We start from the raw sequence: 21,196 nt of genomic DNA on the forward strand, positions 1-21,196 counted from the left end.
CCGGTCACACCGCTGCGTTCAGGAGTCACGTCCGGCCCCCGCCACGTCCGTCCGGGCGGATCCGGACACCGGCGCCAGGTCGTACCCGAACAGCCGGGGGCCGACCACGTCGAGCCCGGCCGGGGTCCACCAGACCTCCGGGGTGGGGATCGCGACGACGCCGACCCGGCGCCCGTACTCCAGTCGCTCGGTGCCGATCGGGCGGCCGTCCTCCAGCGCGAGCACCGCGATCACGTCCGGCACGGTGGCGACGACCTCGCCGTCCTCCAGCGCGAGCAGCACCTCGTTCTGCAGCTCCAGGCGCAGGTGCCGGGTGTCGGTGGTGCCGCTGTCCACGACCGCGTGGCCCCGGGTGAAGCCGGCGCCGCTGCTGCGTTCCAGCTCCACGATCCGTCCCTCGGCCAGCACCCGGCCGCCGGTCAGCTCGGCGAGCGCGGACGGCCAGCCGTCCCGGCAGCGCTGCATGGCGGTGCCGACCCGCAGTGCGCGGGACACCGAGCCGGGGATCACCGCGGTGCGGGCGACCGAACCGGGCATCACGTAGAGCGCTCCCGCGCAGACCCCGCCGAGCGCGGCCGTGCAGCCGCGGGCGAGCCGCTCGGCGTCGGTGTTGTTCGCGGTGTGCAGCACGATGTCGTTGCCGCGCCCGTCGGTCAGGACCAGCGGCCCGGCCGGCACGCCTGCCACGTGCATCGCCTGCTGCTGCATCTCCGGGAACGCCCGGCCCATCCCGTCCGCGTCGAGCAGCGGGAGTCCGAGCAGCGCTGCCCAGGACACCGGGAGCAGACCGTTCGCCCCGGCGATCTCGTAGCACATGACGGCGCCGACGGGCCGGTCGTGCAGCGCGGCGACGGCATCCGCCAGCTGCCCGCCCTCCTGGCCGCTCCAGATCCGCTCGTGCGCGATCGTCGGCGACCCGATCAGCCCGCACGGCATCACCAGCGTGTCCGGATCGAGCCGGTCCGGCGGCAGCACCTGCACCGGCCCGGCCTCGCCGATCGCCAGCCGGGCCATCGCGATCCCGACCGGGGTGTCGCCGCCGCCACCGGCACCCAGCACGGCACAGCCCAGTGCGTAGGCCTCGATGTTGTGGTCGCTGAGCTGCACGTCGAGAAACGTAACAGCGCATTTTCCGGTCGCTATGTGCACGATGAACGAAATTTGGCATTCTTTCGGCACTTCTGACGATCGGAGATGCCGTGCCCCCGCTGAGCGAGGTTCTGCGTGCCCCCGGCCTCGCCCTGGAGCCGATCGGCGAGCAGCTGCCCGACGTCGACGTCACCTGTGTGGCCCTCGCCGAGGACCTCGAGGACCTGGGCCGTGCCCCGGCCGGATCGGTCGTCGTCCTCGGCCGCGGCGCGCACGCCGCCGTCGGAACGTACCGGTTCGACGTCGCGCTGCGGGCCGCCGCGGGCCGCGGGGTCGCCGCCGTCGTGCTGTCCGATCCCGCCGTGCCGCCCACCACGACCTCGGTCGCCGCGGCGCAGCGGCACGGGATCGCGCTGCTGCACGACGCGAACGGCGGCGGGATCGTACCGCTGCTCTGCGGGCTGGACGCCGCGCTGCGCGGCCCCGCCGAGCTGGCGCTGCGCCGGGCGCTGCTGACCATGCAGCGGCTCGCCGGCGGCCGGGGCAGCGCGGCGGGTGATCTGGTGGCCGACGTCGCCCGGATCACCGACGCGCAGATCGAGCTCACCGACCGCCCGGACGGCGGGCAGGCGTTCCCGGTCGGGCTGGACGACGAGGCAACCGAGTGGGTCGTCGTGCGGGCCGCCACCGGAACCGAGCGCCCGGAGCTCCCGCTGGTCGGCCGGCTGCTGGCCGACGCCCTCGGGCTCGCCCACCTCGCCGAGCGGCGGGCCCGCGACCTGCCGATCCGGTCCCGCGCGGAGCTGCTCTCCGAGCTGCTCGACAGCTCGGCCCGCGGCCGCTCCGAGCTGCTCGGCCGGGCCAGGGCGATGGGCCTGCCGATCGACGGCTGGCACCTGGTCGCCCGGTTCGAGCTGGAGGAGGCCGACCGCCCCGAGCCGGACGAGGTGGCCGCGTTCGCCGCCCGCGAGGAGCTCGCCCGGATCCTGCTCGAGGGCGTGCGCAGCAGCGGGACGTGGCACTTCGCCCGCTCCGAGCGGGGCCTGCTGCTCATCCAGATGTCGCGCAGCGATCCCGGATCGACCGCCGCCGCGGACACGGTGCGCGCCGTGCAGCGGGCGGTCGACATCGCGGCCGCCGCGTTCCCCCGGCTGGAGCTCTACTGCGGGATCGGGACGGCGCAGGGCGGGCCGACCGGGCTGATCACCTCGGCCGCCGAGGCGCGGGCGGCGGCCGGCGCGATGCGCGCCAGGGGGCGCCCCAACACCGCGACCGCGTTCGACGGGCTCGGCCTGCGCCGCACCCTGGTCGAGTGGTACGCCTCGCACACCGCCCGCTCGGCCGTCGACGCGGTGCTCGCGCCGCTGGACCGGATGGGCGGTGCCAAGGCCGAGGCCGCGATCCGCACCCTGCGCGCCTATCTCGACAACCACGGCTCGCTCTCCCGCGCCGCCGACGAGCTGCACCTGCACCGCAACTCGGTCGCCTACCGGGTGGACCGGATCTTCGCCGAGCTCGACGTCGACCTGGAGAACCCGGACGACTGGCTGCTGCTGCAGCTCGCCTGCCGCGCCCGCTCGCTCACCTGACGCCGACCAGCTGCTCGACCGGCGTCCAGTCGGTGTCCAGGCCGAACGCCCGCGGCCCGAAGACCGCCAGCGCCTCCGGGGTCCGCATGATCTCCGGCGTGCCGATCACGAAGATCCGCACCCGCTGCCCGTAGCGCAGCGCCTCGGTGGTGATCGGGAACGCGGTCTCGGCGTCGAGCACGGTGATCAGGTCCGGGGCGACGGCGAACAGCCGATCGCCCTCGCGGGCCATCAGGTGCTCGTTCTGGAAGGTGAGCTCCACGGTGCGGCTGCCGTCGAAGGTCGCGATCCGCGCCGAGCCGCGGACGAACCCGTCCGCGCTGCGCCGCTCGACGTCGACCACCTTGCCCTCCAGCAGGCTGTGCCCGAACCGGTAGATCGTCCTCGCCAGGCAGCCGGCGAGCGCGTCGAACGGGTCCCGGTGCTCCTCGTGCGCCAGCCGGATGACCCGGCCCAGGGCCAGCGCCAGGCTCAGCGTCCCGGGGATCGCGGTGCGCTTCACCTGCTCGCCGGTCATCGGGTACTCGGCGATGTAGGAGACACCGCCCATCCGGACGGTCACCGCCCGGGCGTACCACTCCATGCTGTGGTTGTCCGGCCCGGTGTCGAGCAGCGCGGTGTGGCCGCGCTCGTTGCAGATCGCGATCGGCGACCCGGACACCCCGTACACCCCGAAGGTCTCCATCTGCAGCTCCGGGAAGGCCCGGCCCATCCCGTCGCCGTCGACCATCGGCAGCCCGGTCCGGGCCGCCACCAGCAGCGGGATCATCGAGTTGAGCCCGCCGCACTCCATCGGGATGATCGCGTCCGCGGCGCGGCCGAGGTGGCGCTCCAGCCTGCGCAGCGCCTGCACCGGCTCGTCGCCGCCGGGGATCTTCTCGATGACGACGGTCGGGGCGCCCATGAACGCGCTGGCCACGACGAGCGCGTCGTCGTCGACCTCGTCCGGGTCGAGCAGCGTGATGGTCGCGCCGCGTTCGAGCTCGGCGCTCACCAGCAGCAGGCCGATGTAGGGATCGCCGCCGCCGCCCGCGCCGAGCAGCGCGGCGCCGCGGGCGAGGTCGGGGAGATCGTCGAGCAGCAGTTCTCGGGGCACGGGCGTCTCCGGGATCGGGGTGGGTGTGGGGGTCCGGCCGGTCAGCAGTTCAGCGGGTCAGCAGGTCAGCAGGTCAGCCGGTCAGCACGAGATCGCCGGCGGCCTTGACCCGGATCCGGGTGGCGTTGCCGGGCAGGTAGGCGAGCGGGACCTCGTCGACGTCGACGATCTGCACGCTGCCCGGTGCGGCCCCGGCGGCGACGGCCTTGCCGACCGCCTCCTGCTTGGCCTCGTCGAGCAGCCGGTCCCGCTGGCCGGGGCCGACCGAGCACATCCGGTCGACCTCGCCGCCGATCTGGGCGGTCGCGGCACCGATCGCGTTGGCGGTGGCGTGGTGCTCGGGCCGGTGCACCCGCCCGACGCCGGCGAGCGAGTCGGGAACCAGGATGCTGCCGCCGCCGACGGCGACCACCGTGGTCGTCGCGCCGGAGGTCCGGACCCGGTCGACGGCCGCGCCGATCGACTCGCCGATCCGCTCGCGCACCACCGCGACCAGCTCCGGATCGAGCCCGCGGACCAGCCGGGCGTCGCCGATGTCCGCCACCCCGGCGGCGACCGCGATGTCGGTGCAGGTCAGGGTGTCACCCCCGAACACCAGCGCCTCCCGGGTCAACCGGTAGCCGACGCTGTCCGGGCCGATCCGCAGCGGATCGGTGCGCACCCGGCTGCCCCCGCCGAGGCCGATCGACAGCACGTCGGGCATCCGGAAGTTGGTGCGGATCCCGGCGACGCTGATCTCGGTGCCCGCCTCGTGCGGGAAGCCGTTGCGCAGCATGCCGACGTCGGTGGTGGTGCCGCCGACGTCGACCACCGCGCAGTCGCCCGAGCCGGACAGGAACGCCGCCCCGCGCATCGAGTTGGTGGGGCCGGAGGCGAAGGTGGACACCGGGAACCGGCGGGCGTGCTCGACGTCCATCAGGGTGCCGTCGTTCTGGCTGAGGTACAGCGGGGCGTCGATGCCGGCGGCCGCCACGGTCGCGGCGAGGCCGGCGCAGATCCGGACCGCGAGCTCACCGAGCGCGGCGTTGATGACGGTCGCGTTCTCCCGCTCCAGCAGGCCCATCCGGCCGATCAGGTGCGACAGGCTGATCGTGACGCCGGGCAGCAGTGCGCCCAGGATCTCGGCGGCCTCGATCTCGAACTCGGCGTTGACCGGCGAGTACACCGACGACACGGCGACGGCGCGCACCCCGCGCCGCCGGATGTCCTCCGCGGCGCGTTCCAGCTCGTCGCGGCGCAGCGCGGAGATGGTCCGGCCGTCGATCTCGTGCCCGCCGTGGCAGAGGTAGCTGCAGCCCTGCACCGCCCGGACCAGCCGCTCGGGCCAGCCCGACATCGGCGGCAGCGCCCGGGTGGCGGGCAGGCCGAGTCGCACCGCCGCCGTCGGGGCGAGATCGCGGCCCTCGACGAGCGCGTTGACGAAGTGCGTCGTCCCGATCATGACGCCCTGCACCGCGCCGGGGTCGTGCCCCGCGGCGGCCCGCAGGGCGGCCAGCGCGTCGGCGATACCGGACGTCACGTCCTCGGTGGTCGCGGTCTTCGTCTCCGCGAGCACGGTCCGCCCGTCGATGAGTACGGCGTCGGTGTTGGTCCCACCCACGTCGATGCCGATGCGCATGGCCCCTCCGTTGTCGTGCCGGACGCGCTCCGGATCCGGGTGCGCCGGGATCCGACGCTAGACAGCGGGGCGGGGCCGCTCCTGTGCGTTCCGCCCGAAGATCGCGCGGTTTTCGTGTTCCGTGTCAGGTGGAAACGTCCGGTTCCGGACCGCTGGGCATCGTGCACAACTTCAGCCCCCACCTCGGTGGATATGACGGAGACCGGTACCGGACGGCGAACCTAGGGTCGGACGACGATCCTGTGCGGAGTGGAGGCCCCGTGACCGAACCGCCGTGTACCCGCCCGTCCGGACCGAACCGGTGAGCGCCGCCCGCTCCCCCGTCGGCCTGGTGCTGGGCAGCCACATGCCCCCGGGGACATCGTGGCCACCGCCCGCTCCGCCGAACAGCTGGGTTTCGGGGAGCTGTGGTTCTCCGAGGACTGCTTCTTCTCCGGCGGGATGGCCGGGGCCGCCGCCGCGCTGTCGGCGACCACCGACATCCCGCTCGGGCTGGGGATCGTGTCCGCCTCGGCCCGGCATCCGGCGATCCTGGCGATGGAGCTGGCCACCCTCGACGTGCTGTTCCCGGGCCGGATCTACGGCGGCATCGGGCACGGCGTCCCGGCCTGGCTCGACCAGATGGGCATCATGCCGCCGCGCGCGCTGTCCGCGCTGCGCCAGTGCGTCGGCGCGGTGCGCAGGCTGTGCGACGGCGAGCAGGTCACCGAGGACGGCCACTACCGGTTCGACCGGATCGAGCTGGCCCACCCGACCGCCACCCGGGTGCCGCTCTACACCGGCGTGGTGAACGAGAAGGGCCTGCGGCTGTCCGGCGAGATCGCCGACGGGACCGTGCTGTCCACGCTGTCGGGCACCGACTACGTCCGCTGGGCCAGGGCCCGGATCGACGAGGGCCGCAAGGCCGCCGACCGCACCGACGAGCACCGGCTGGTCACCTACGCGCTGTTCTCCGTCGATCACGACCGGGAGGTCGCCCGCCGGGCCGTCCGCGAGTCGGTCGCGTTCTACCTGTCCGCCATGCCGGACACCGCGCTGTCCCGGGTCTACGGCATCCAGGACGAGCTCACCGCGCTGCTCGCCGAGGTCGGGCCGGACGGGCTCGCCGACGCGCTGCCCGAGCAGTGGATCTCCGATCTGGCCGTCGCCGGCGACCCGGACGAGTGCGTGGAGAAGCTGCGCGCGCTGCTCGACGCCGGCTCCGACTCGGTCGGGCTCTGGCTGTTCCCGGCCCCCGAGGCCGGCCGGATCGCCGAGCTCACCGCCCGCGAGGTGCTCCCCCGGCTGTGAACCGGCCGCCGTCCCCCCTGTGAGGAGAACTCCCGTGACCCACCGCGTGTACTTCCTGAACCGGCTGCTGCCCGGCGTCGATCCGGCCGCCTACGAGGAGTGGATCCGGCGCAGCGACTACCCGGTCGCCCGGGCCTGCCCGGCGATCCTGAGCTACGACGTCACCCGGATCGACGGCACCCTGGACGGTGCAGGCACCCCGTCGGTCGCCTACCTGGAGGTCATCGAGGTGACCGACATCGACGAGTACCGGGCCGCCGGGAAGGCCCCCGAGTTCGCCGCGCTGCTCGCCGAGTGGGCGACCTTCGTGGAGCTCGCGGAGGCGGTGCACGGCCCGGTCGTCGAGTAGCCCGCCGGGGCGGCGGCGACCGCCGCCCCGGGACCGGCCGGCCCGCTCAGCGCTCGAGTCAGCGCTCGACTCAGCACTCGATCACGTTGACCGCCAGCCCGCCGCGCGACGTCTCCTTGTACTTCACCTTCATGTCCGCACCGGTCTCGCGCATGGTCTTGATCGCCTTGTCCAGCGACACCACGTGCGTCCCGTCGCCGTACAGCGCCATCCGGGCGGCGTGGATCGCCTTCGCCGCCCCGACCGCGTTGCGCTCGATGCACGGGATCTGGACCAGCCCGCCGACCGGGTCGCAGGTCAGACCCAGGTGGTGCTCGACGGCGATCTCGGCGGCGTTCTCCACCTGCTCCGGGGTCCCGCCGAGCACCTCGGTCAATCCGGCCGCGGCCATCGCGGCGGCCGAACCGACCTCGCCCTGGCAACCGACCTCGGCACCGGAGATCGACGCGTTCTCCTTGATGATCGACCCGATCGCGCCCGCGGTGAGCAGGAAGCGCACCACACCGGCGTCGTCGGCACCGGGGACGAACCGGTGGTAGTAGTGCAGCACCGCCGGGACGATGCCGGCGGCGCCGTTGGTCGGTGCCGTCACGATCCGGCCGCCGGAGGCGTTCTCCTCGTTCACCGCGATCGCGAACAGGCTGACCCAGTCCATCACGTCCAGCGGATCGGCCCCCGGGCTCGCCGCCAGCAGCCGCCGGTGCAGGCCCGGGGCGCGCCGGCGCACCCGCAGGCCACCGGGCAGCACGCCGTCCCGCTCGCAACCGCTGCGCACGCACTCGCGCATGACCTCCCAGATCCGCAGCAGACCGTCGTCGATCGCGGTGTCGTCGCGGTGCACCCGCTCGTTGCCGCGCATCACACCGCTGACCGGCAGACCGGTCCGGGCGCAGGTGGCGAGCATGTCCGCACCGCTGTGGAACGGGAACGGGGACGGGGACGGCACCGGGCCGGCACCGTCGGCGGACCCGTCCGGCGGTCCGGCCGGGCCGCGCACGAACCCGCCGCCGACCGAGTAGAAGGTGCGGACCCGCAGCTCCCCGCCGTCGGCGTCCCAGGCCCGGAACTCCATCCCGTTGGGGTGCTCGGGCAGCGTCCGGCGGCGGTGCAGCACGACGTCGTCGGCCGCCGAGAAGGCGATCTCGTGGCGGCCGCCGAGCCGGAGCCGCCCGGCCGCGCCGATCCCGGCGACGACGTCCGGCGCGCGGGCGGTGTCGACGGTCTCGGGGCGCTCCCCGAGCAGCCCCAGCAGCACGGCCGGGCCGCTGCCGTGCCCGTGCCCGGTCGCGCCCAGCGACCCGAACAGCTCCGCCCGGACCCGCCCGACGCGGGGCAGCAGGCCGTCCTCGGCGAGACCGGTGACGAATCGTGCCGCGGCCCGCATCGGGCCGACGGTGTGCGAGCTGGACGGGCCGATCCCGATCGAGAACAGGTCGAAGACGCTGACCGGCACGGGCATCGGGTCAGCGCCCCGGGTAGAGCGGGCGGCGCGCGACCAGGGCCGCGACGCGCTCGCGCAGGGCGGTCGCCCGCGCGGCGTCGAAGCCCGGGGCGAGAGCGCCGGCGACGATGTCGGCGACCTCCCGGAAGTCGTCGGCGTCGAACCCGCGGGTGGCCAGCGCCGGGGTGCCGATCCGCAGCCCGGAGGTGATCATCGGCGGGCGCGGGTCGAACGGGACGGCGTTGCGGTTGACCGTGATCCCGACGTCGTGCAGCCGGTCCTCGGCGGCCCGGCCGTCCAGCTCGGAGTTCACCAGGTCGACCAGCACCAGGTGCACGTCGGTGCCGCCGGTGAGCACCCGGATGCCGGCGTCCGCGCAGTCCGCGGCGACCAGCCGCTCGGCGAGCAGCCGGGCGCCCTGCACGGTGCGCCGCTGGCGCTCGGCGAACTCCTCGGTCCCGGCGATCCGCAGCGCGACCGCCTTGGCGGCGATCACGTGCTCCAGCGGGCCGCCCTGCTGGCCGGGGAACACCGCGGACGCCAGCTTCTTCGCGTGCTCGGCGCGGGCCAGGATCAGCCCGCCGCGCGGGCCGCCGAGCGTCTTGTGCGTGGTGCTGGTGACGACGTCGGCGTAGGGCACCGGGCTCGGGTGCTCACCGGCGGCGACCAGCCCGGCGAAGTGCGCCATGTCCACCATCAGCAGCGCGCCGACCTCGTCGGCGATCCGCCGGAACCCGGCGAAGTCCAGCTCGCGCGGGTACGCCGACCAGCCGGCGATGATCAGCTTCGGCTGCTCGGCGCGGGCGACCCGCTCGACCTCGGCCATGTCGACGAGCCCGGTCGCGGCGTCCACGTGGTAGGCCGAGACCCGGTAGAGCCGTCCGGAGAAGTTGAGCTTCATGCCGTGCGTGAGGTGCCCGCCGTGCGCCAGGTCGAGGCCGAGGATGCCGTCCCCGGGCTGCAGCAGCGCCGCCATCGCGGCCGCGTTGGCCTGCGCGCCGGAGTGCGGCTGCACGTTGGCGTACTCGGCGCCGAACAGCTCTCGGGCCCGGTCGATCGCCAGCTGCTCGACGACGTCGACGTGCTCGCAGCCGCCGTAGTAGCGGCGGCCGGGATAGCCCTCGGCGTACTTGTTGGTGAGCACCGAGCCCTGCGCCTCCAGCACCGCGACCGGGGCGAAGTTCTCCGAGGCGATCATCTCCAGGGTGTCGCGCTGCCGGGCCAGCTCGGCGTCGACGGCCTTCGCGACCTCGGGATCGGCGTCGGCCAGCGACGCACCGAAGGTGCTGTTCACGCGCCACCCTCCCCGGTCAGCGAGCGGTACTCGGCGGCGGTCAGCAGCTCCGGGACGCCGGCCTCGCCGGGCTCGACCCGGAACAGCCAGCCCTTGCCGTAGGGGTCCTCGCCCGCGGTCTCCGGTGCGTCGTCGAGCGCCTCGTTGACGGCGCTGACGGTCCCGCCGAGCGGGGCGAACAGGTCGCTGACCGACTTGGTGGACTCGATCTCGCCGCAGGCCTCGCCCGCGGTGACGGTGTCGCCCGCCGCGGGGAGCTGGACGAACACGACGTCGCCCAGCGCCTCGGCGGCGTGCGCGGTGATGCCGACGGTGACGGTGTCACCCTCGACCCGTACCCACTCGTGCTGCTCGGTGTAGCGCAGGTCGTCGGGAACAGACATGCCGGGTCCTCTCAGTCGGAACGGGTGTAGAAGGGCAGGTCGACGATCTCGACCGGCTCGGGCCGGCCGCGGACGTCGACGGCGAGCGCGGTGCCGGGCGCGGACACGGCCCGGTCGACGAAGGCCATCGCGATCGGGTGGCCCAGGGTCGGGGACAGCACGCCGCTGGTCACCTCGCCGACGGTCGTCCCGGCGTCGTCGAGCACCGGATGGCCGGCCCGCGGCGCGCGCCGGCCGCTGCCGCGCAGCCCGGCCGGCACCCGGGCCTGCGGGGTGTCCCGCTCGCGGGCGAGCGCGGCGCGGCCGACGAAGTCGGCCTCCTTGCCGAACTTCACGACCCGGCCCAGGCCGGACGCGAACGGCGAGAGCCCGGGGCCGAGCTCGTGTCCGTGCAGCGGCATCCCGGCCTCCAGCCGGAGCGTGTCGCGGCAGGCGAGTCCGCAGGGCACCAGCCCGTGCCCGGTCCCGGCCGCGGTGAGCCGCTCCCAGACGGCGGCCGCGCCCGCCGTGCCGACGTAGACCTCGAAGCCGTCCTCGCCGGTGTAGCCGGTGCGGGCCAGCAGCACGTCGTGCCCGGCGAGCGTCGCCGGGCGGCCCGCGTAGTAGCGCAGGTCGCCGACCGGGGCACCGGTCGCGGTCTCGACGATCGCGGCGGAGGCGGGGCCCTGCACGGCGATCAGCGCGGTGTCCGCGGAGCGGTCGGTCACGGTGACGCCGTCGCCGGTGCAGCGCCCGGCGAGCTCGGCGGCCACCCGCAGCCGGTTCGACGCGTTGGCCACGACCAGGTAGTGCTCCGCGGCGAGCCGGTAGACGACCAGGTCGTCGAGCACGCCGCCGTCCGGCGCGCAGATCATCGTGTAGCGGGCCCGGCCGGGGGTCATCGCGCCGAGGTCGCCGACCAGCGCGCCGTCCAGCGCCGTGGCGGCCGCCGGGCCCTCGACGTGGATCTCGCCCATGTGCGAGAGGTCGAACAGGCCGGCGGCGCGGCGCACCGCGTGGTGCTCGGCGAGGTCCCCGGTGTAGCGGACCGGCATCGCCCAGCCGGCGAAGTCGGTGAAGGTCGCCCCGAGCGCGACGTGCGTGTCGTGCAGCACCGAACGCAGCAGCTCGCGCTCGCTCGGCCCGGTCCGGGTCGTGGTGTCGGTCTGGGTCTCGGTCTGGGTCATCGTGGTGCTCACCCCGGGGCAGACGCGTGGGCGGTGCCGCCCACACGGTCCCCCTCTGTCCCGAGCCTGAGAGATTCACCGGTGCACGACCGGCTTTCACCATCGGCGAGGCGTGTCCGACGCCTGCTTTCCAGAGTGGCCTGGCCCGTGCGGTGTGGGGTACCTGAGAGTTTGGCGGGGTGCTTGCTCCTCCGGTGCCTGCCCGGTCGTGCGACAGGTCTCTTCCGCGCGGGCTCGTACGGCCCGGTCTTCAGTTGTCGGGAGGACGATACCGATTCCCGGGCGGGAGGGAAGGGGTCCGGCGGCACCCGGTGGCCCGGGCGGTGGTCGCCGGCCCCGTGTCCCGGGTTACCCGCGCGCAGCGGGCCGGCCCGGTTAGACTCCGTACCATGTCAACGGATCCTGACGCGTCTGGTGCGTCCGGCCTGGTCGGCGCGGGCGGCCGGGACGCCGGTCTCGCCTTCGACGCGCTCGCCGATCCGGTCCGCCGCCGGATCCTGGCGGTGCTCTCCGAGAGCGACGAGTGCAGCGCGGGCGAGCTGGCGGACCGGATCACCACGGTCGGCCGGACCGCGGTCTCCACCCACCTGCGGGTACTGCGGATCGCCGGCCTGGTCAGCGAACGCCGGTCCGGCAGGTTCCGCTACTACGCCATCGAGCCCGGCGGCGCCGCCGCCGACGTGATCGCGCTGCTCCGGAACCTGTTCCAGTCCTCGCTGGGCGAGGCCAGGTCCGCCGCGGAGAGCGCCTCCGGGGCCGGACGGCAGGAGGCCGCCGGATGACCCGGCGGGTCGCCACCGGGCCCCGCTGAGCGACGCCCCACCCGTCGGCATGGGGACGATCGCGGTCACGGTGGACGAGTTCGCCGCCGTCGCACCCGAGGTGGTCTTCGACCGGTTCGGCCGCGACGGCGGCGGCTGGCTGTTCGGCGCGTCCTGCGACCGGGTCGCGCTGGGCCAGCCGGTCACCCTGCGGGCGCCGATCGGCGACGGCCCGCCGGTCGACGTCCTGGGCCGGATCAGCGACCTGCGCAGGCCGCACGGCATCACGATCACCCACGACCAGCCGTGGCGCGGCCGGATCCGGCTGCGCTTCACCGCGGCCCCCGGCGGGACCCGGATCCGGCTCGACGCGCACATCGACGAGCAGGGCCTGGAGTGGCTGATGCGCCGGCGCGGGCACCCGGTGCGCGACCGGGCCGCCACCGGCCCCCGGATCGGCGCCCTCACCAGCCGGTCCGGTTCCGGGAGCGTGTTCGCCTCGGCCGTTGCGAACGCCGCCGTGCTCGCCGTCGACGAGGTCAACGCCGCGGGCGGGATCGGCGGGCGGCCGGTCGAGCTGCTGCACGCCGACGACGCGACCGATCCCGGCACCGGCGCGCTGGAGGCGCTGCGGCTGGCCCGCGCGGGCTGCCGGACGATCTTCCTGACCACGACGTCGGCCACCTACCAGGCGGTGTCCTCGGCGCTGACCGGCCACGACGTGCTGGTCGTGCACACCAACATGAACGAGGGCGGCGGCGAGTCGCGGCTGCGGATCCGGCTCGGCGAGCGGCCGTGGACCCAGATCGCGCTGGCGGCGGGCCCGGTGATGCGGTCGGCGGGCGGGCGGCGCTGGTTCCTGGCCGGCAACGACTACGTCTGGCCGCGGACGGTGAACCGGATCGCCCGGGAGGTACTGCCCGGCAACGGCGCGGTGCTGGTCGGCGAGGGGTACGCCCCGCTCGGCGCCCGCGACTTCGGCCCGCTGATCGAGCGGATCGCCGCGTCCGGGGCGGACATCGTGCTGGACACCTTCGTCGGCGCCGACGCCGCCGCGTTCGAGCGCCAGTGCCATGCGATGGGCCTGCGCGAGCGCACCGTCAGCCTGGGCCCGGCGATGGACGAGGCCACCCTGGAGCGGATCGGGTTCGAGGCGTCCGAGGGCATCCACGGGGTGTCCGGCTACTTCCAACACCTGCAGACCGAGCGCAACGGGACGCTGCTGCAGCGCTACCGCGAGCGGTTCGGCCGCTGGGCGCCGCCGCTGTCCAGCCTGTCCGAGTCGATGTTCGAGGCGATCCACGTGTGGGCGGCCGCGGCCCGGCAGGTCCGGACCACCGACCCCACCCCGGTGGCCGACGAGATGCGCCACGGCCGGTTCGAGGTGCCGCGCGGCACGATCGCCCTGGACGGTCGTCATCACGTGGAGCAGCCGCTGCACCTGGCCGCGGCGCGCGGGGCCACGTTCGGGTCGATGTCGGACAGCGACGGCGCGGTGCGGACCGGCGCCGCGCGGACCCGTCCGGGCCGCCGCCGGTGAGGGCGCGGGCCGCGCGGCGGCCCGCCGGGCTCAGGGCAGCAGTGCCCGCACCCGCTCCGGGTCCGGCCCGCCCGGCGCGATCGCCACGACCGCGTCGTCGAAGCCCGCGTCGGCGTAGCGGCGCAGCTGCTCGCCGATCGGCCCGAGATCGGCGCCCGCGGGCACCGGGATCGCGTACGCGACCGCGCGGAGGCCACCGGCGGCCCGGAACCGGTCGTGCGCGGCGAGCAGCTCGTCGGGGGTGACGCGGAAGGCCGAGCCGAGCCAGCCCTCGAAGTGGCGGGCCGCCTTCTCGACGTTCGCCCCCCACGAGCCGAGCAGCAGCGGCGGGCGGCCGGCACCCGGCGGGTCGGCGAGCCGGGCCTGCGCGTCGCCACCGTCGGCGAGCAGTGCCCGCAGCCGGACGATGTTCTCGTCGAAGGCACGGAAACGGCCCCGGTGGTCGCGCCCCAGCACGGCGTAGTCGCTCCGGGTCGAGCCCGGGCTCACCCCGAGCGACAGCCGGTCGCCGCACACCGCCTGCAGCGAGAGCATCCGGTGCGCGAGCTCGGCGGGATGGTGCAGCGGAACCTGCACCGTCCCGGTCCCCAGCTCGACGTCGGAGGTGGCGGCCGCCGCGGCCGCCAGCGCCGCGAACGGGTCCGGGACCAGCCGGCCGCGCCCGATGATCTCGGGTGCCCACAGGCTCCGGAACCCGGCGGCGGCGAGCCGGCGCGCCCACCCGACCACCGGGTACGGCGGCGCGTCCGACAGGTGCGCGAGCAGCGCGCCCAGGCGCACGGCTAGGCCCACCGGTCCGGCAGGCCCGGGTCGTCGACCGGCACGTCCACCGCCGTCCGGCTCCGGAGCAGGCCGTCCATCTGCACCGTTCCTCCCGCGACGCGTCGGTGGCCCGCGACCGGGACGCACCCGGGCAGCGTCCCACGGATCGTGCGGTCGGGGGGACCGGCGTCCGATACCGAGGGGCGGTCCTGATCTCACCCGGATGACGGGCGGTTGACGTCCAGGTCAGAACTCCTGTCAACGCGTCGGCAAACATTGACACGACAGGGCGGGCTCCCTAGCTTTCTCCCATCCACAGCACGTGAGGAGTTCTGCTCCATGGCACTACCACCCCCTGATCCCGCCCGGCTCGCGGCGATCAACTCCCAGCACGCGTTCGGACTGTCCGAAGCCGAGCTCGCCGAGTTCCTCCCCGCCGTGACCGCGACGCTGAGCGCGACGGAGCGGGTCGAGGAGCTGTACCGGGCGTCGGCCCCCGAGATGCCGGAGCGCGCCTGGGCCGAACCGGCCGACAACCCGCTCGGCGGCTGGTACGTGACGACGTCGGTGCCCGGCGCCGCGGACGGCCCGCTGGCCGGGCGGACCGTCGCCCTGAAGGACAACATCTCGCTCGCCGGGGTCCCGATGACCAACGGCTCGGCGACCGTCGAGGGCTTCGTCCCGCGCCGGGACGCCACCGTCGCGACCCGGCTGCTCGCCGCCGGGGCGACGATCACCGGCAAGGCGGTCTGCGAGGACCTGTGCTTCTCCGGTGCCAGCTTCACCTCCCGGCCGTGGCCGGTGCGCAACCCCTGGGACCCGTCGCGGGCGGCCGGCGGCTCGTCCAGCGGCAGCGCCGCACTGGTCGGCAGTGGCGCGGTCGACCTGGCCGTCGGCGGTGACCAGGGCGGCTCCATCCGCATCCCCAGCGCGTTCTCCGGCACGGTCGGGCACAAGCCGACGCACGGTCTGGTGCCCTACACCGGTGCGTTCCCGATCGAGGCGACGATCGACCATCTCGGACCGATCACCCGGACCGTCTCCGACGCCGCGCTGATGCTCGGAGTGCTGGCCGGCGTCGACGGGCTCGACGCCCGCCAGCCCACCTCGCTGGAGCCGGTCGACTACCTCGCCGCACTCGGCACGTCGGCGGCCGGGCTGCGGGTCGGCATCGTGACCGAGGGCTTCGGCCGCCCGGAGAGCGACCCGGGCGTCGACCGGACCGTGCGGGAGGCGATCGACACCCTGCGCGGGGCCGGGCTGACCGCCGAGGAGGTGTCGATCCCCTGGCACCTCGACGGGATGGCGGTCTGGAACGTCATCGCCACCGAAGGTGCCGCCTACCAGATGGTCGCCGGCAACGCCTACGGGATGAACTACCCCGGTCTCTACGATCCCGAGCTGATCGCGCACTACGCGCGGCAGCGGATCGAGCGCGGCGCGGAGCTGTCCAAGACGGTGAAGCTGGTCGGCCTGTCCGGCGGCTACACCTTCGGCCACGGCGGCGGCTCGTACTACGGGATGGCCCGCAACCTGGCGTTCGACCTGCGCGCGGCCTACGACGCCGCGCTGGGCAGCTACGACGTGCTGGTGATGCCGACCCTGCCCTACACCGCTCCGGAGCTGATCGGGCTCGACGCCGACCTGGACAGCTACCTGCCCACCGCGCTCGGGATGGTCGGCAACTGCGCCCCGTTCGACGTCACCGGGCATCCGGCGGCGAGCGTGCCGGCCGGCCTGGTGGACGGGCTGCCGGCCGGGCTGATGATCGTCGGCAAGCGCTTCGACGACGCGACCGTGCTGCGCGTCGCACACACCTTCGAGCAGGCCGTCGGCGGCTTCCCCGCCCCGCCGGCGCTCACCACCGTGGGAGGACAGCAGTGAACGGAGTCTTCGATCTCGGCGGAACCGACGGTCTGGGCAAGGTCGAGAACGACCACATGGCCGAGCCGGTGTTCCGCGCCGAGTGGGAGAAGATCGCCTTCTCGATGTTCGCGCAGAGCGCGCGGGCCGGGCTGTTCAACGTCGACCAGTTCCGGCACGGCATCGAGAAGATGGACCCGGCCGAGTACCTGCTCTCCAACTACTACGAGCACTGGGCGCACGCCGTCGAGCACTACGCCGAGGCAGCCGGCCTGCTCGACCCGGCCGAGCTCGCCGAGCGCACCCGCTACTACCTGGAGAACCCGGACGCCCCGCTGCCCGAGCGGGAGACCGACACCGAGATCGTCGAGTTCGTCGACTGGGCGGTCACCAACGGGTTCCCGGCGCACCGCGAGTCCGACCGGAAGGCGCAGTTCTCGGTCGGCGACGAGATCGTCGTCTCCGACGACAGCCCGTTCGGGCACACCCGCCGGGCCCGCTACATCCGCGGCAAGCGCGGCGTCGTCACCGCCGCGCACGGCACCTACCTGTACCCGGACACCGCGGGCAACGGGCTCGGCGACTGCCCGGAGCACCTCTACACCGTGCGGTTCACCGCGACCGAGCTGTGGGGTGCCGAGACCGCCGACCCGAACGGCTCGAACTACTTCGACGTGTGGGAGCCCTACCTGAGCCCCGCACCCGCGACCGTCCCCCAGGGAGCCTGACCGTGACCGAGATCCGCACCGACACCCGCCTCAGCTCGCAGGAGGAGATCACCGCCCGGGTCAAGGCCCTGGAGGCGCTGCTCATCGAGAAGGGCGTGATGACCACCGCGGCCGTGGACCGGCTCGCCGAGGTCTACGAGAACGAGGTCGGCCCGCAGCTCGGGGCGAAGGTCGTCGCGAAGGCGTGGACCGACCCGGCCTTCAAGGAGCGGCTGCTCGCCGACGCCTCCGCCGCCTGCCGCGAGCTGGGCATCGGCGGCCTGCAGGGCGAGGAGATGGTGGTCGTCGAGAACACCGACACCGTGCAGCACGTGATCGTCTGCACGCTGTGTTCGTGCTACCCGTGGCCGGTGCTCGGGCTGCCGCCGAACTGGTACAAGGCGCCGCCGTTCCGGGCCCGGATCGTGCGCGAGCCGCGCACGGTGCTCGCCGAGGACTTCGGGTTCCCGGTGCCCGACTCGGTCGAGATCCAGGTCTGGGACTCCAGCTCCGAGCTGCGCTACTGGGTGCTGCCGCAGCGCCCGGCGGGCAGCGAGAACCTGTCCGAGGAGGAGCTCGCCGCGCTGGTCACCCGCGACTCGATGATCGGCGTCGGCGCGCCGCTGCCGGTGGGGTCCGCCGCATGAGCGGCACCGGGGTCCGCACCGACGCCACCGAGCTGGGCGACGCCCGGCGCCGGGTGGAGAAGCTGGTGTGCGACATGCCGGGCGCGGACCGGCCGTTCGCCGAGCCGTGGGAGCTGCGGGCGTTCGCGATGGCGGTGGCCGCCTACCACGAGGGCCACTACGAGTGGAGCGAGTTCCAGCTGTCGCTGATCGACTCGATCCGGCAGTGGGAGGCCGGCGACGCCGGCGAGCCGTGGAGCTACTACCTGCACTGGCTCGACGCGCTGGAGCACACCCTGGCCGCGAGCGGCGCGCTGTCCGACTCGGCCGCGCTGGACGACCGCACCCGCCAGGTGCTCGCCACGCCGCGCAATGCCAACCACCACGAGGCCCGGCGCGAGCCGGTCACGGTCGACCCGGCCCGGCGCTGAGCGACGCCGGACGAGGACCGCGACGGCCCGGTCCGCACTCCCCGCGGGCCGGGTCCGTCCGGACGACCTTCCCGGCCGATCCGGGCACCGTGCCGGTACCCGGCCGACGTCGCGACCGATGTCGTGGCCGCCGTCCGGTCGTTCCGGGAGCGGGACGATCAGCGGGCGCGCAGCAGGTAGCGCTGGATCTTGCCGCTGGGCGTCTTCGGGAGCTCCGGTACGAAGTGGACCGTCCGCGGGTAGGCGTGCCGGGAGTAGGTGTCCCGGACGAGCGCCTGCAGCTCACCGGCCAGTCCGGCGTGCCGGTCGGCGGTGACCTCGCCCGCCGGGACCACGAACGCCTCGACGACCTCGCCCCGGACACCCTCGGGATCGGGGCGTCCGACCACCGCGACGTCGGCGACCTCGGGATGGGTGATCAACACGCTCTCGACGTCGAACGGGCCGATCCGGTAGCCCGCGGCGAGGATCACGTCGTCGTCGCGGGCGGTGAAGAAAAAGTGGCCGTCCGGATCCACCCGGCCGGTGTCGCCGGTGAGGTACCAGCGCCCGTCGGCGGTGAACCGCTCGGCGGTCCGCTCCGGCGCGCCGTCGTAGCCGGCGAACCAGAACAGCGGGCTGGCGGTCGCGTCGATCGCGATCTGGCCGTCGACGACGTCCGCGGTGACGCCGGGCAGCGGCCGGCCCATCGAACCGTCCCGGATCGGGTGCACGACGTCGTCGTGCCAGTGGTTGCCGATCACCATGCCGAGCTCGGTCTGGCCGTAGTGGTCCCGGATCGGGGTCCCGAAGGTCTGCTCCCCCCAGGCCACGACGTCCGGGGTGAGCGGTTCACCGGCCGACGACGCCCGCCTCAGCGTGACGCCCTCGACCGCGCCGCTCTTGCTCAGCGCGCGGTAGACGGTGGGGGCACCGGCGAAGTTGGTGACGCCGAAGGTCCGCAGCACCGCCATCGCGGAGGCCGGCGTGAAGTTCCCGCGGAACAGCAGGTTGGGCCGCCCGGCCAGCAGTGGCGCGACGATCCCGTAGTACAGCCCGTAGGCCCAGCCGGGGTCCGCGATGTTCCAGTAGACGTCGTCCGCGGCGACGTCCAGCCCGTGGTGCAGGTAGCAGTGGAAGGAGGCGAGCGCCCGCACCGGCACCACCACGCCCTTCGGCTTCCCGGTGGTGCCGCTGGTGTAGAGCTGCAGCAGCGCGCCGTCGCCGCCGACCGCCTCGGTGCCGGTGCACGGCTCGCCGCCGGTCACCAGCTCGTCGAACCCGGCACCGGTGACGAGCACGTCGAGTCCGTCCAGGGCGTCGAGCTTGGGCCGTTCGGCGGGCTCGGTGACGACGAGCCGCACGCCGGCGCTCTCCACCCGCAGCCGGATCGCGCCCTCGGCGAAGGCGGTGAACAACGGGACGTGCACCGCGCCGAGCCGCCAGATCGCGAGCAGGGTGAGCACCAGCTCCGGGCGCTTGGACATCAGGACGGCGACCCGGTCGCCGCGCCGGACCCCGCGGGCGGCCAGCGCGCCGGCCAGCCGCCGGGACCCGTCGGCGAGCTCGCCGTAGGTGGCCGTGGCGCACGTCAGATCCCCGTCGCCGGTGACGTCGACGAACCGGAAGGCGACGGCGGCCGGATCGTGCCGGTCGCACAGCAGGTGCGCCGCGTCCGCGTCCGGCGATCCGTACTCGTCGAGCCAGCGGCTGAGGGTCCCGGCGACGTCCGACATGGCTGCTCCTCGGCTGTTCCTTGTAGGTACTGCTCCCACCGGGCGAGACTGTCGTCGTGCCGAGCGTCGACGCCCACCCCCCGACGAGGGGGATCGGTGCCGCGCTGCCCGCGAGCATCGGCCGGGCGCTGGCCCGGATCCGGCGGGGCACCGGCAGCTCGCTCGCCTTCGGCGGCCGGGTCGGCCCCGGCGGGGTGCTGCTGGAGCACTTCGACGGCCAGGTCGTCGGACCGCTGCGCGGGGCGAACCTGGAACCGGGGCAGGGTCTCGGCGGGCGGGTGGTGGCACAGCAGCGCGCGCTGGCGGTGCCCGACTACATCGCGAACGGCATGATCACCCACCGGTACGACGCGATCATCCGGGCCGAGCGGTTGCGCGCGCTCGCCGCGGTGCCGGTGGTGGTCGCGCGGCGTCCGGTGGCGGTGCTCTACGCCTCGCACCGGACCCCGCACCAGGGTCTCGACCGGGTGCTCGACGTCGTGGTGGCGGAGGCGAGGGCGCTGGAGCAGGAGCTGGCCGTGACCGCCGCGGTCCGCACCGGCGGCCCTGCCGGCACCGACGGCACTGCCGGCGCTGCCGGACCCGACCCGGACGGGTTGCGCGTGCGCGCCCAGGACACCTTCGCGGAGCTGTCCGCGCTCGCCGCGCGGATCGACGACGAGCAGCTCGCCACCGCCGTCCGCACCGCCGCCGAGCACCTCCTCCCCGGGCCCGCGGACCACGGTGGTCCCCCGGTGCACCTCACCCGCCGCGAGCGCGACGTGCTGGCGCTGGTCGCGGCCGGGCTGGGCGACCGGGAGGTCGCGGCAGCGCTCGGCGTCCGGCTGTACACCGTGAAGGGGCACGTGAAGAGCCTGATCGGGAAGCTGCACGCGACCAACCGGCACGGCGCGGTGGTGCAGGCACGCCGGCACCGGCTGCTGCCCTGACCTCGGGTCACCCGTCGCCGCGGGTGCGGGCGTATCAGCCAGAACGGCAACGCCTACGACGAGGGCTTCGTCGGGGACTTCTGGGCGCCGGTCTGGGCCTACGCGAACGACCCGGGCCCGGCCACCGAGCCCGCGGTGCGCGCCGCGCTCGGCGAACCGGCCATCCGCTGGCAGTACCTGCACGGGGTGGACCGGCCCGAGCTCGTCGACCCGGACACCTGGACGATCGACGCCGCCTCGATGGCCCGCCCCGGCTCCGACAAGTCGCAGCTGAGCCTGTTCCGTGCCTACGCCACGAACCCGCCGCTCTACCCGGAGCTGCACGCCTGGTTCCGGGAGACGCAGGTCCCGCTGCTCGCCGTCTGGGGCGAGAACGACGGGATCTTCGGCCCGGCCGGCGCCCGCGCGTTCGCCGCGGATCTCCCGGACGGCGAGATCCACCTGGTGCCCGGGGGCGGCCACTTCCTGATCGAGAGCCACCCGGACACCGTCCTGCGACACGTCGAGGAGTTCCTCGGCAGGCACCTGCGGCCGGGCCGGGGCTGAC

The 21,196-nt window shown here is 74.5% G+C and carries 19 protein-coding genes, 1 pseudogene and 1 riboswitch; of the genes and pseudogenes, 11 read left to right on the plus strand and 9 right to left on the minus strand.

The window, feature by feature from the left end; genetic code table 11:
* Nucleotides 1–18 precede the first annotated feature (18 nt).
* Nucleotides 19–1,107, minus strand: coding sequence for an S-methyl thiohydantoin desulfurase family protein (locus ACVJO7_RS18590; RefSeq protein WP_491673933.1), 1,089 nt, complete (start codon nucleotides 1,105–1,107; stop codon nucleotides 19–21).
* A 92-nt stretch (nucleotides 1,108–1,199) separates the two neighbouring features.
* Between ACVJO7_RS18590 and ACVJO7_RS18595 the strand changes: the two genes are divergently transcribed.
* On the plus strand, nucleotides 1,200–2,678 hold the full coding sequence (locus ACVJO7_RS18595; RefSeq protein WP_491673934.1) for a PucR family transcriptional regulator: 1,479 nt from the start codon (nucleotides 1,200–1,202) through the stop codon (nucleotides 2,676–2,678).
* Here ACVJO7_RS18595 and ACVJO7_RS18600 read toward each other — a convergent pair.
* Both ACVJO7_RS18600 and ACVJO7_RS18605 read right to left on the minus strand, forming a co-directional pair.
* Nucleotides 2,671–3,774 (minus strand): S-methyl thiohydantoin desulfurase family protein, encoded by a 1,104-nt coding sequence (locus ACVJO7_RS18600; protein WP_491673935.1) that lies wholly within the window; start codon nucleotides 3,772–3,774, stop codon nucleotides 2,671–2,673. The genes ACVJO7_RS18595 and ACVJO7_RS18600 overlap by 8 nt on opposite strands.
* A 73-nt stretch (nucleotides 3,775–3,847) precedes the next feature.
* Nucleotides 3,848–5,392: a hydantoinase/oxoprolinase N-terminal domain-containing protein gene (locus tag ACVJO7_RS18605; RefSeq protein ID WP_491673936.1), complete on the minus strand. Its 1,545-nt coding sequence runs from the start codon at nucleotides 5,390–5,392 to the stop codon at nucleotides 3,848–3,850.
* 348 nt (nucleotides 5,393–5,740) lie between these two features.
* On the opposite strand from ACVJO7_RS18605, the pseudogene ACVJO7_RS18610 reads away from it, so the two are divergent.
* Nucleotides 5,741–6,682 (plus strand): annotated as a pseudogene (locus ACVJO7_RS18610) (LLM class flavin-dependent oxidoreductase); the annotation flags it as partial.
* A 34-nt stretch (nucleotides 6,683–6,716) separates the two neighbouring features.
* Complete coding sequence (locus tag ACVJO7_RS18615) at nucleotides 6,717–7,031, plus strand: hypothetical protein (protein WP_491673937.1); 315 nt, start codon at nucleotides 6,717–6,719, stop codon at nucleotides 7,029–7,031.
* Between the two features lie 70 nt (nucleotides 7,032–7,101).
* Here ACVJO7_RS18615 and ACVJO7_RS18620 read toward each other — a convergent pair whose 3' ends face one another.
* The 4 genes from ACVJO7_RS18620 to gcvT are packed head-to-tail and all read right to left on the minus strand — an operon-like array spanning nucleotide 7,102 to nucleotide 11,315.
* A complete protein-coding gene (locus ACVJO7_RS18620; protein ID WP_491674020.1) occupies nucleotides 7,102–8,484 on the minus strand; it encodes an L-serine ammonia-lyase in 1,383 nt (460 codons plus the stop codon).
* Between the two features lie 10 nt (nucleotides 8,485–8,494).
* Nucleotides 8,495–9,766 (minus strand): serine hydroxymethyltransferase, encoded by a 1,272-nt coding sequence (glyA, locus tag ACVJO7_RS18625; protein ID WP_344021285.1) that lies wholly within the window; start codon nucleotides 9,764–9,766, stop codon nucleotides 8,495–8,497.
* Nucleotides 9,763–10,149, minus strand: coding sequence for a glycine cleavage system protein GcvH (gcvH, locus tag ACVJO7_RS18630; RefSeq protein WP_491673938.1), 387 nt, complete (start codon nucleotides 10,147–10,149; stop codon nucleotides 9,763–9,765). Before gcvH ends, glyA begins: the two co-directional genes overlap by 4 nt.
* 11 nt (nucleotides 10,150–10,160) lie before the next feature.
* Nucleotides 10,161–11,315 carry a glycine cleavage system aminomethyltransferase GcvT gene (gene gcvT, locus ACVJO7_RS18635; RefSeq protein WP_491673939.1) on the minus strand — a complete coding sequence of 385 codons (1,155 nt, stop codon included), beginning with the start codon at nucleotides 11,313–11,315 and terminating at the stop codon, nucleotides 10,161–10,163.
* A gap of 45 nt (nucleotides 11,316–11,360) precedes the next feature.
* Nucleotides 11,361–11,459: riboswitch (glycine riboswitch) on the minus strand.
* 245 nt (nucleotides 11,460–11,704) lie between these two features.
* Between gcvT and ACVJO7_RS18640 the strand changes: the two genes are divergently transcribed.
* Nucleotides 11,705–12,097, plus strand: a complete 393-nt coding sequence (locus ACVJO7_RS18640; protein WP_491673940.1) for an ArsR/SmtB family transcription factor — start codon at nucleotides 11,705–11,707, stop codon at nucleotides 12,095–12,097.
* A gap of 49 nt (nucleotides 12,098–12,146) precedes the next feature.
* On the plus strand, nucleotides 12,147–13,616 hold the full coding sequence (locus ACVJO7_RS18645; protein WP_491673941.1) for a substrate-binding protein: 1,470 nt from the start codon (nucleotides 12,147–12,149) through the stop codon (nucleotides 13,614–13,616).
* A 30-nt stretch (nucleotides 13,617–13,646) separates the two neighbouring features.
* Here ACVJO7_RS18645 and ACVJO7_RS18650 read toward each other — a convergent pair whose 3' ends face one another.
* The gene (locus ACVJO7_RS18650) at nucleotides 13,647–14,408 is read right to left on the minus strand and encodes an LLM class flavin-dependent oxidoreductase (RefSeq protein ID WP_491673942.1); all 762 of its coding nucleotides are present in this window, start codon (nucleotides 14,406–14,408) and stop codon (nucleotides 13,647–13,649) included.
* 309 nt (nucleotides 14,409–14,717) lie between these two features.
* Between ACVJO7_RS18650 and ACVJO7_RS18655 the strand changes: the two genes are divergently transcribed.
* From ACVJO7_RS18655 to ACVJO7_RS18670, 4 genes are read left to right on the plus strand one after another with little or no spacing between them, the layout of a single operon-like run.
* Nucleotides 14,718–16,262, plus strand: coding sequence for an amidase (locus tag ACVJO7_RS18655; RefSeq protein WP_491673943.1), 1,545 nt, complete (start codon nucleotides 14,718–14,720; stop codon nucleotides 16,260–16,262).
* A complete protein-coding gene (gene nthB / locus ACVJO7_RS18660; protein WP_491673944.1) occupies nucleotides 16,259–16,969 on the plus strand; it encodes a nitrile hydratase subunit beta in 711 nt (236 codons plus the stop codon). The genes ACVJO7_RS18655 and nthB overlap by 4 nt, the downstream gene beginning before the upstream one ends.
* Nucleotides 16,966–17,595: a nitrile hydratase subunit alpha gene (gene nthA / locus ACVJO7_RS18665; RefSeq protein WP_491674021.1), complete on the plus strand. Its 630-nt coding sequence runs from the start codon at nucleotides 16,966–16,968 to the stop codon at nucleotides 17,593–17,595. The genes nthB and nthA overlap by 4 nt, the downstream gene beginning before the upstream one ends.
* Nucleotides 17,592–18,005 carry a nitrile hydratase accessory protein gene (locus ACVJO7_RS18670; protein ID WP_491673945.1) on the plus strand — a complete coding sequence of 138 codons (414 nt, stop codon included), beginning with the start codon at nucleotides 17,592–17,594 and terminating at the stop codon, nucleotides 18,003–18,005. The genes nthA and ACVJO7_RS18670 overlap by 4 nt, the downstream gene beginning before the upstream one ends.
* A gap of 158 nt (nucleotides 18,006–18,163) precedes the next feature.
* Here the strand turns inward: ACVJO7_RS18670 and ACVJO7_RS18675 are convergent, their stop codons facing one another.
* Entirely contained in the window at nucleotides 18,164–19,720 is a 1,557-nt protein-coding gene (locus ACVJO7_RS18675) for an AMP-binding protein (RefSeq protein WP_491673946.1), read from the minus strand.
* A 56-nt stretch (nucleotides 19,721–19,776) separates the two neighbouring features.
* Between ACVJO7_RS18675 and ACVJO7_RS18680 the strand changes: the two genes are divergently transcribed.
* The gene (locus ACVJO7_RS18680) at nucleotides 19,777–20,649 is read left to right on the plus strand and encodes a helix-turn-helix transcriptional regulator (RefSeq protein WP_491673947.1); all 873 of its coding nucleotides are present in this window, start codon (nucleotides 19,777–19,779) and stop codon (nucleotides 20,647–20,649) included.
* 33 nt (nucleotides 20,650–20,682) lie between these two features.
* Nucleotides 20,683–21,195, plus strand: coding sequence for an alpha/beta fold hydrolase (locus ACVJO7_RS18685; protein ID WP_491674022.1), 513 nt, complete (start codon nucleotides 20,683–20,685; stop codon nucleotides 21,193–21,195).
* Nucleotide 21,196 lies beyond the last annotated feature (1 nt).

It is taken from the genome of Pseudonocardia sp. DxW (assembly GCF_058448985.1).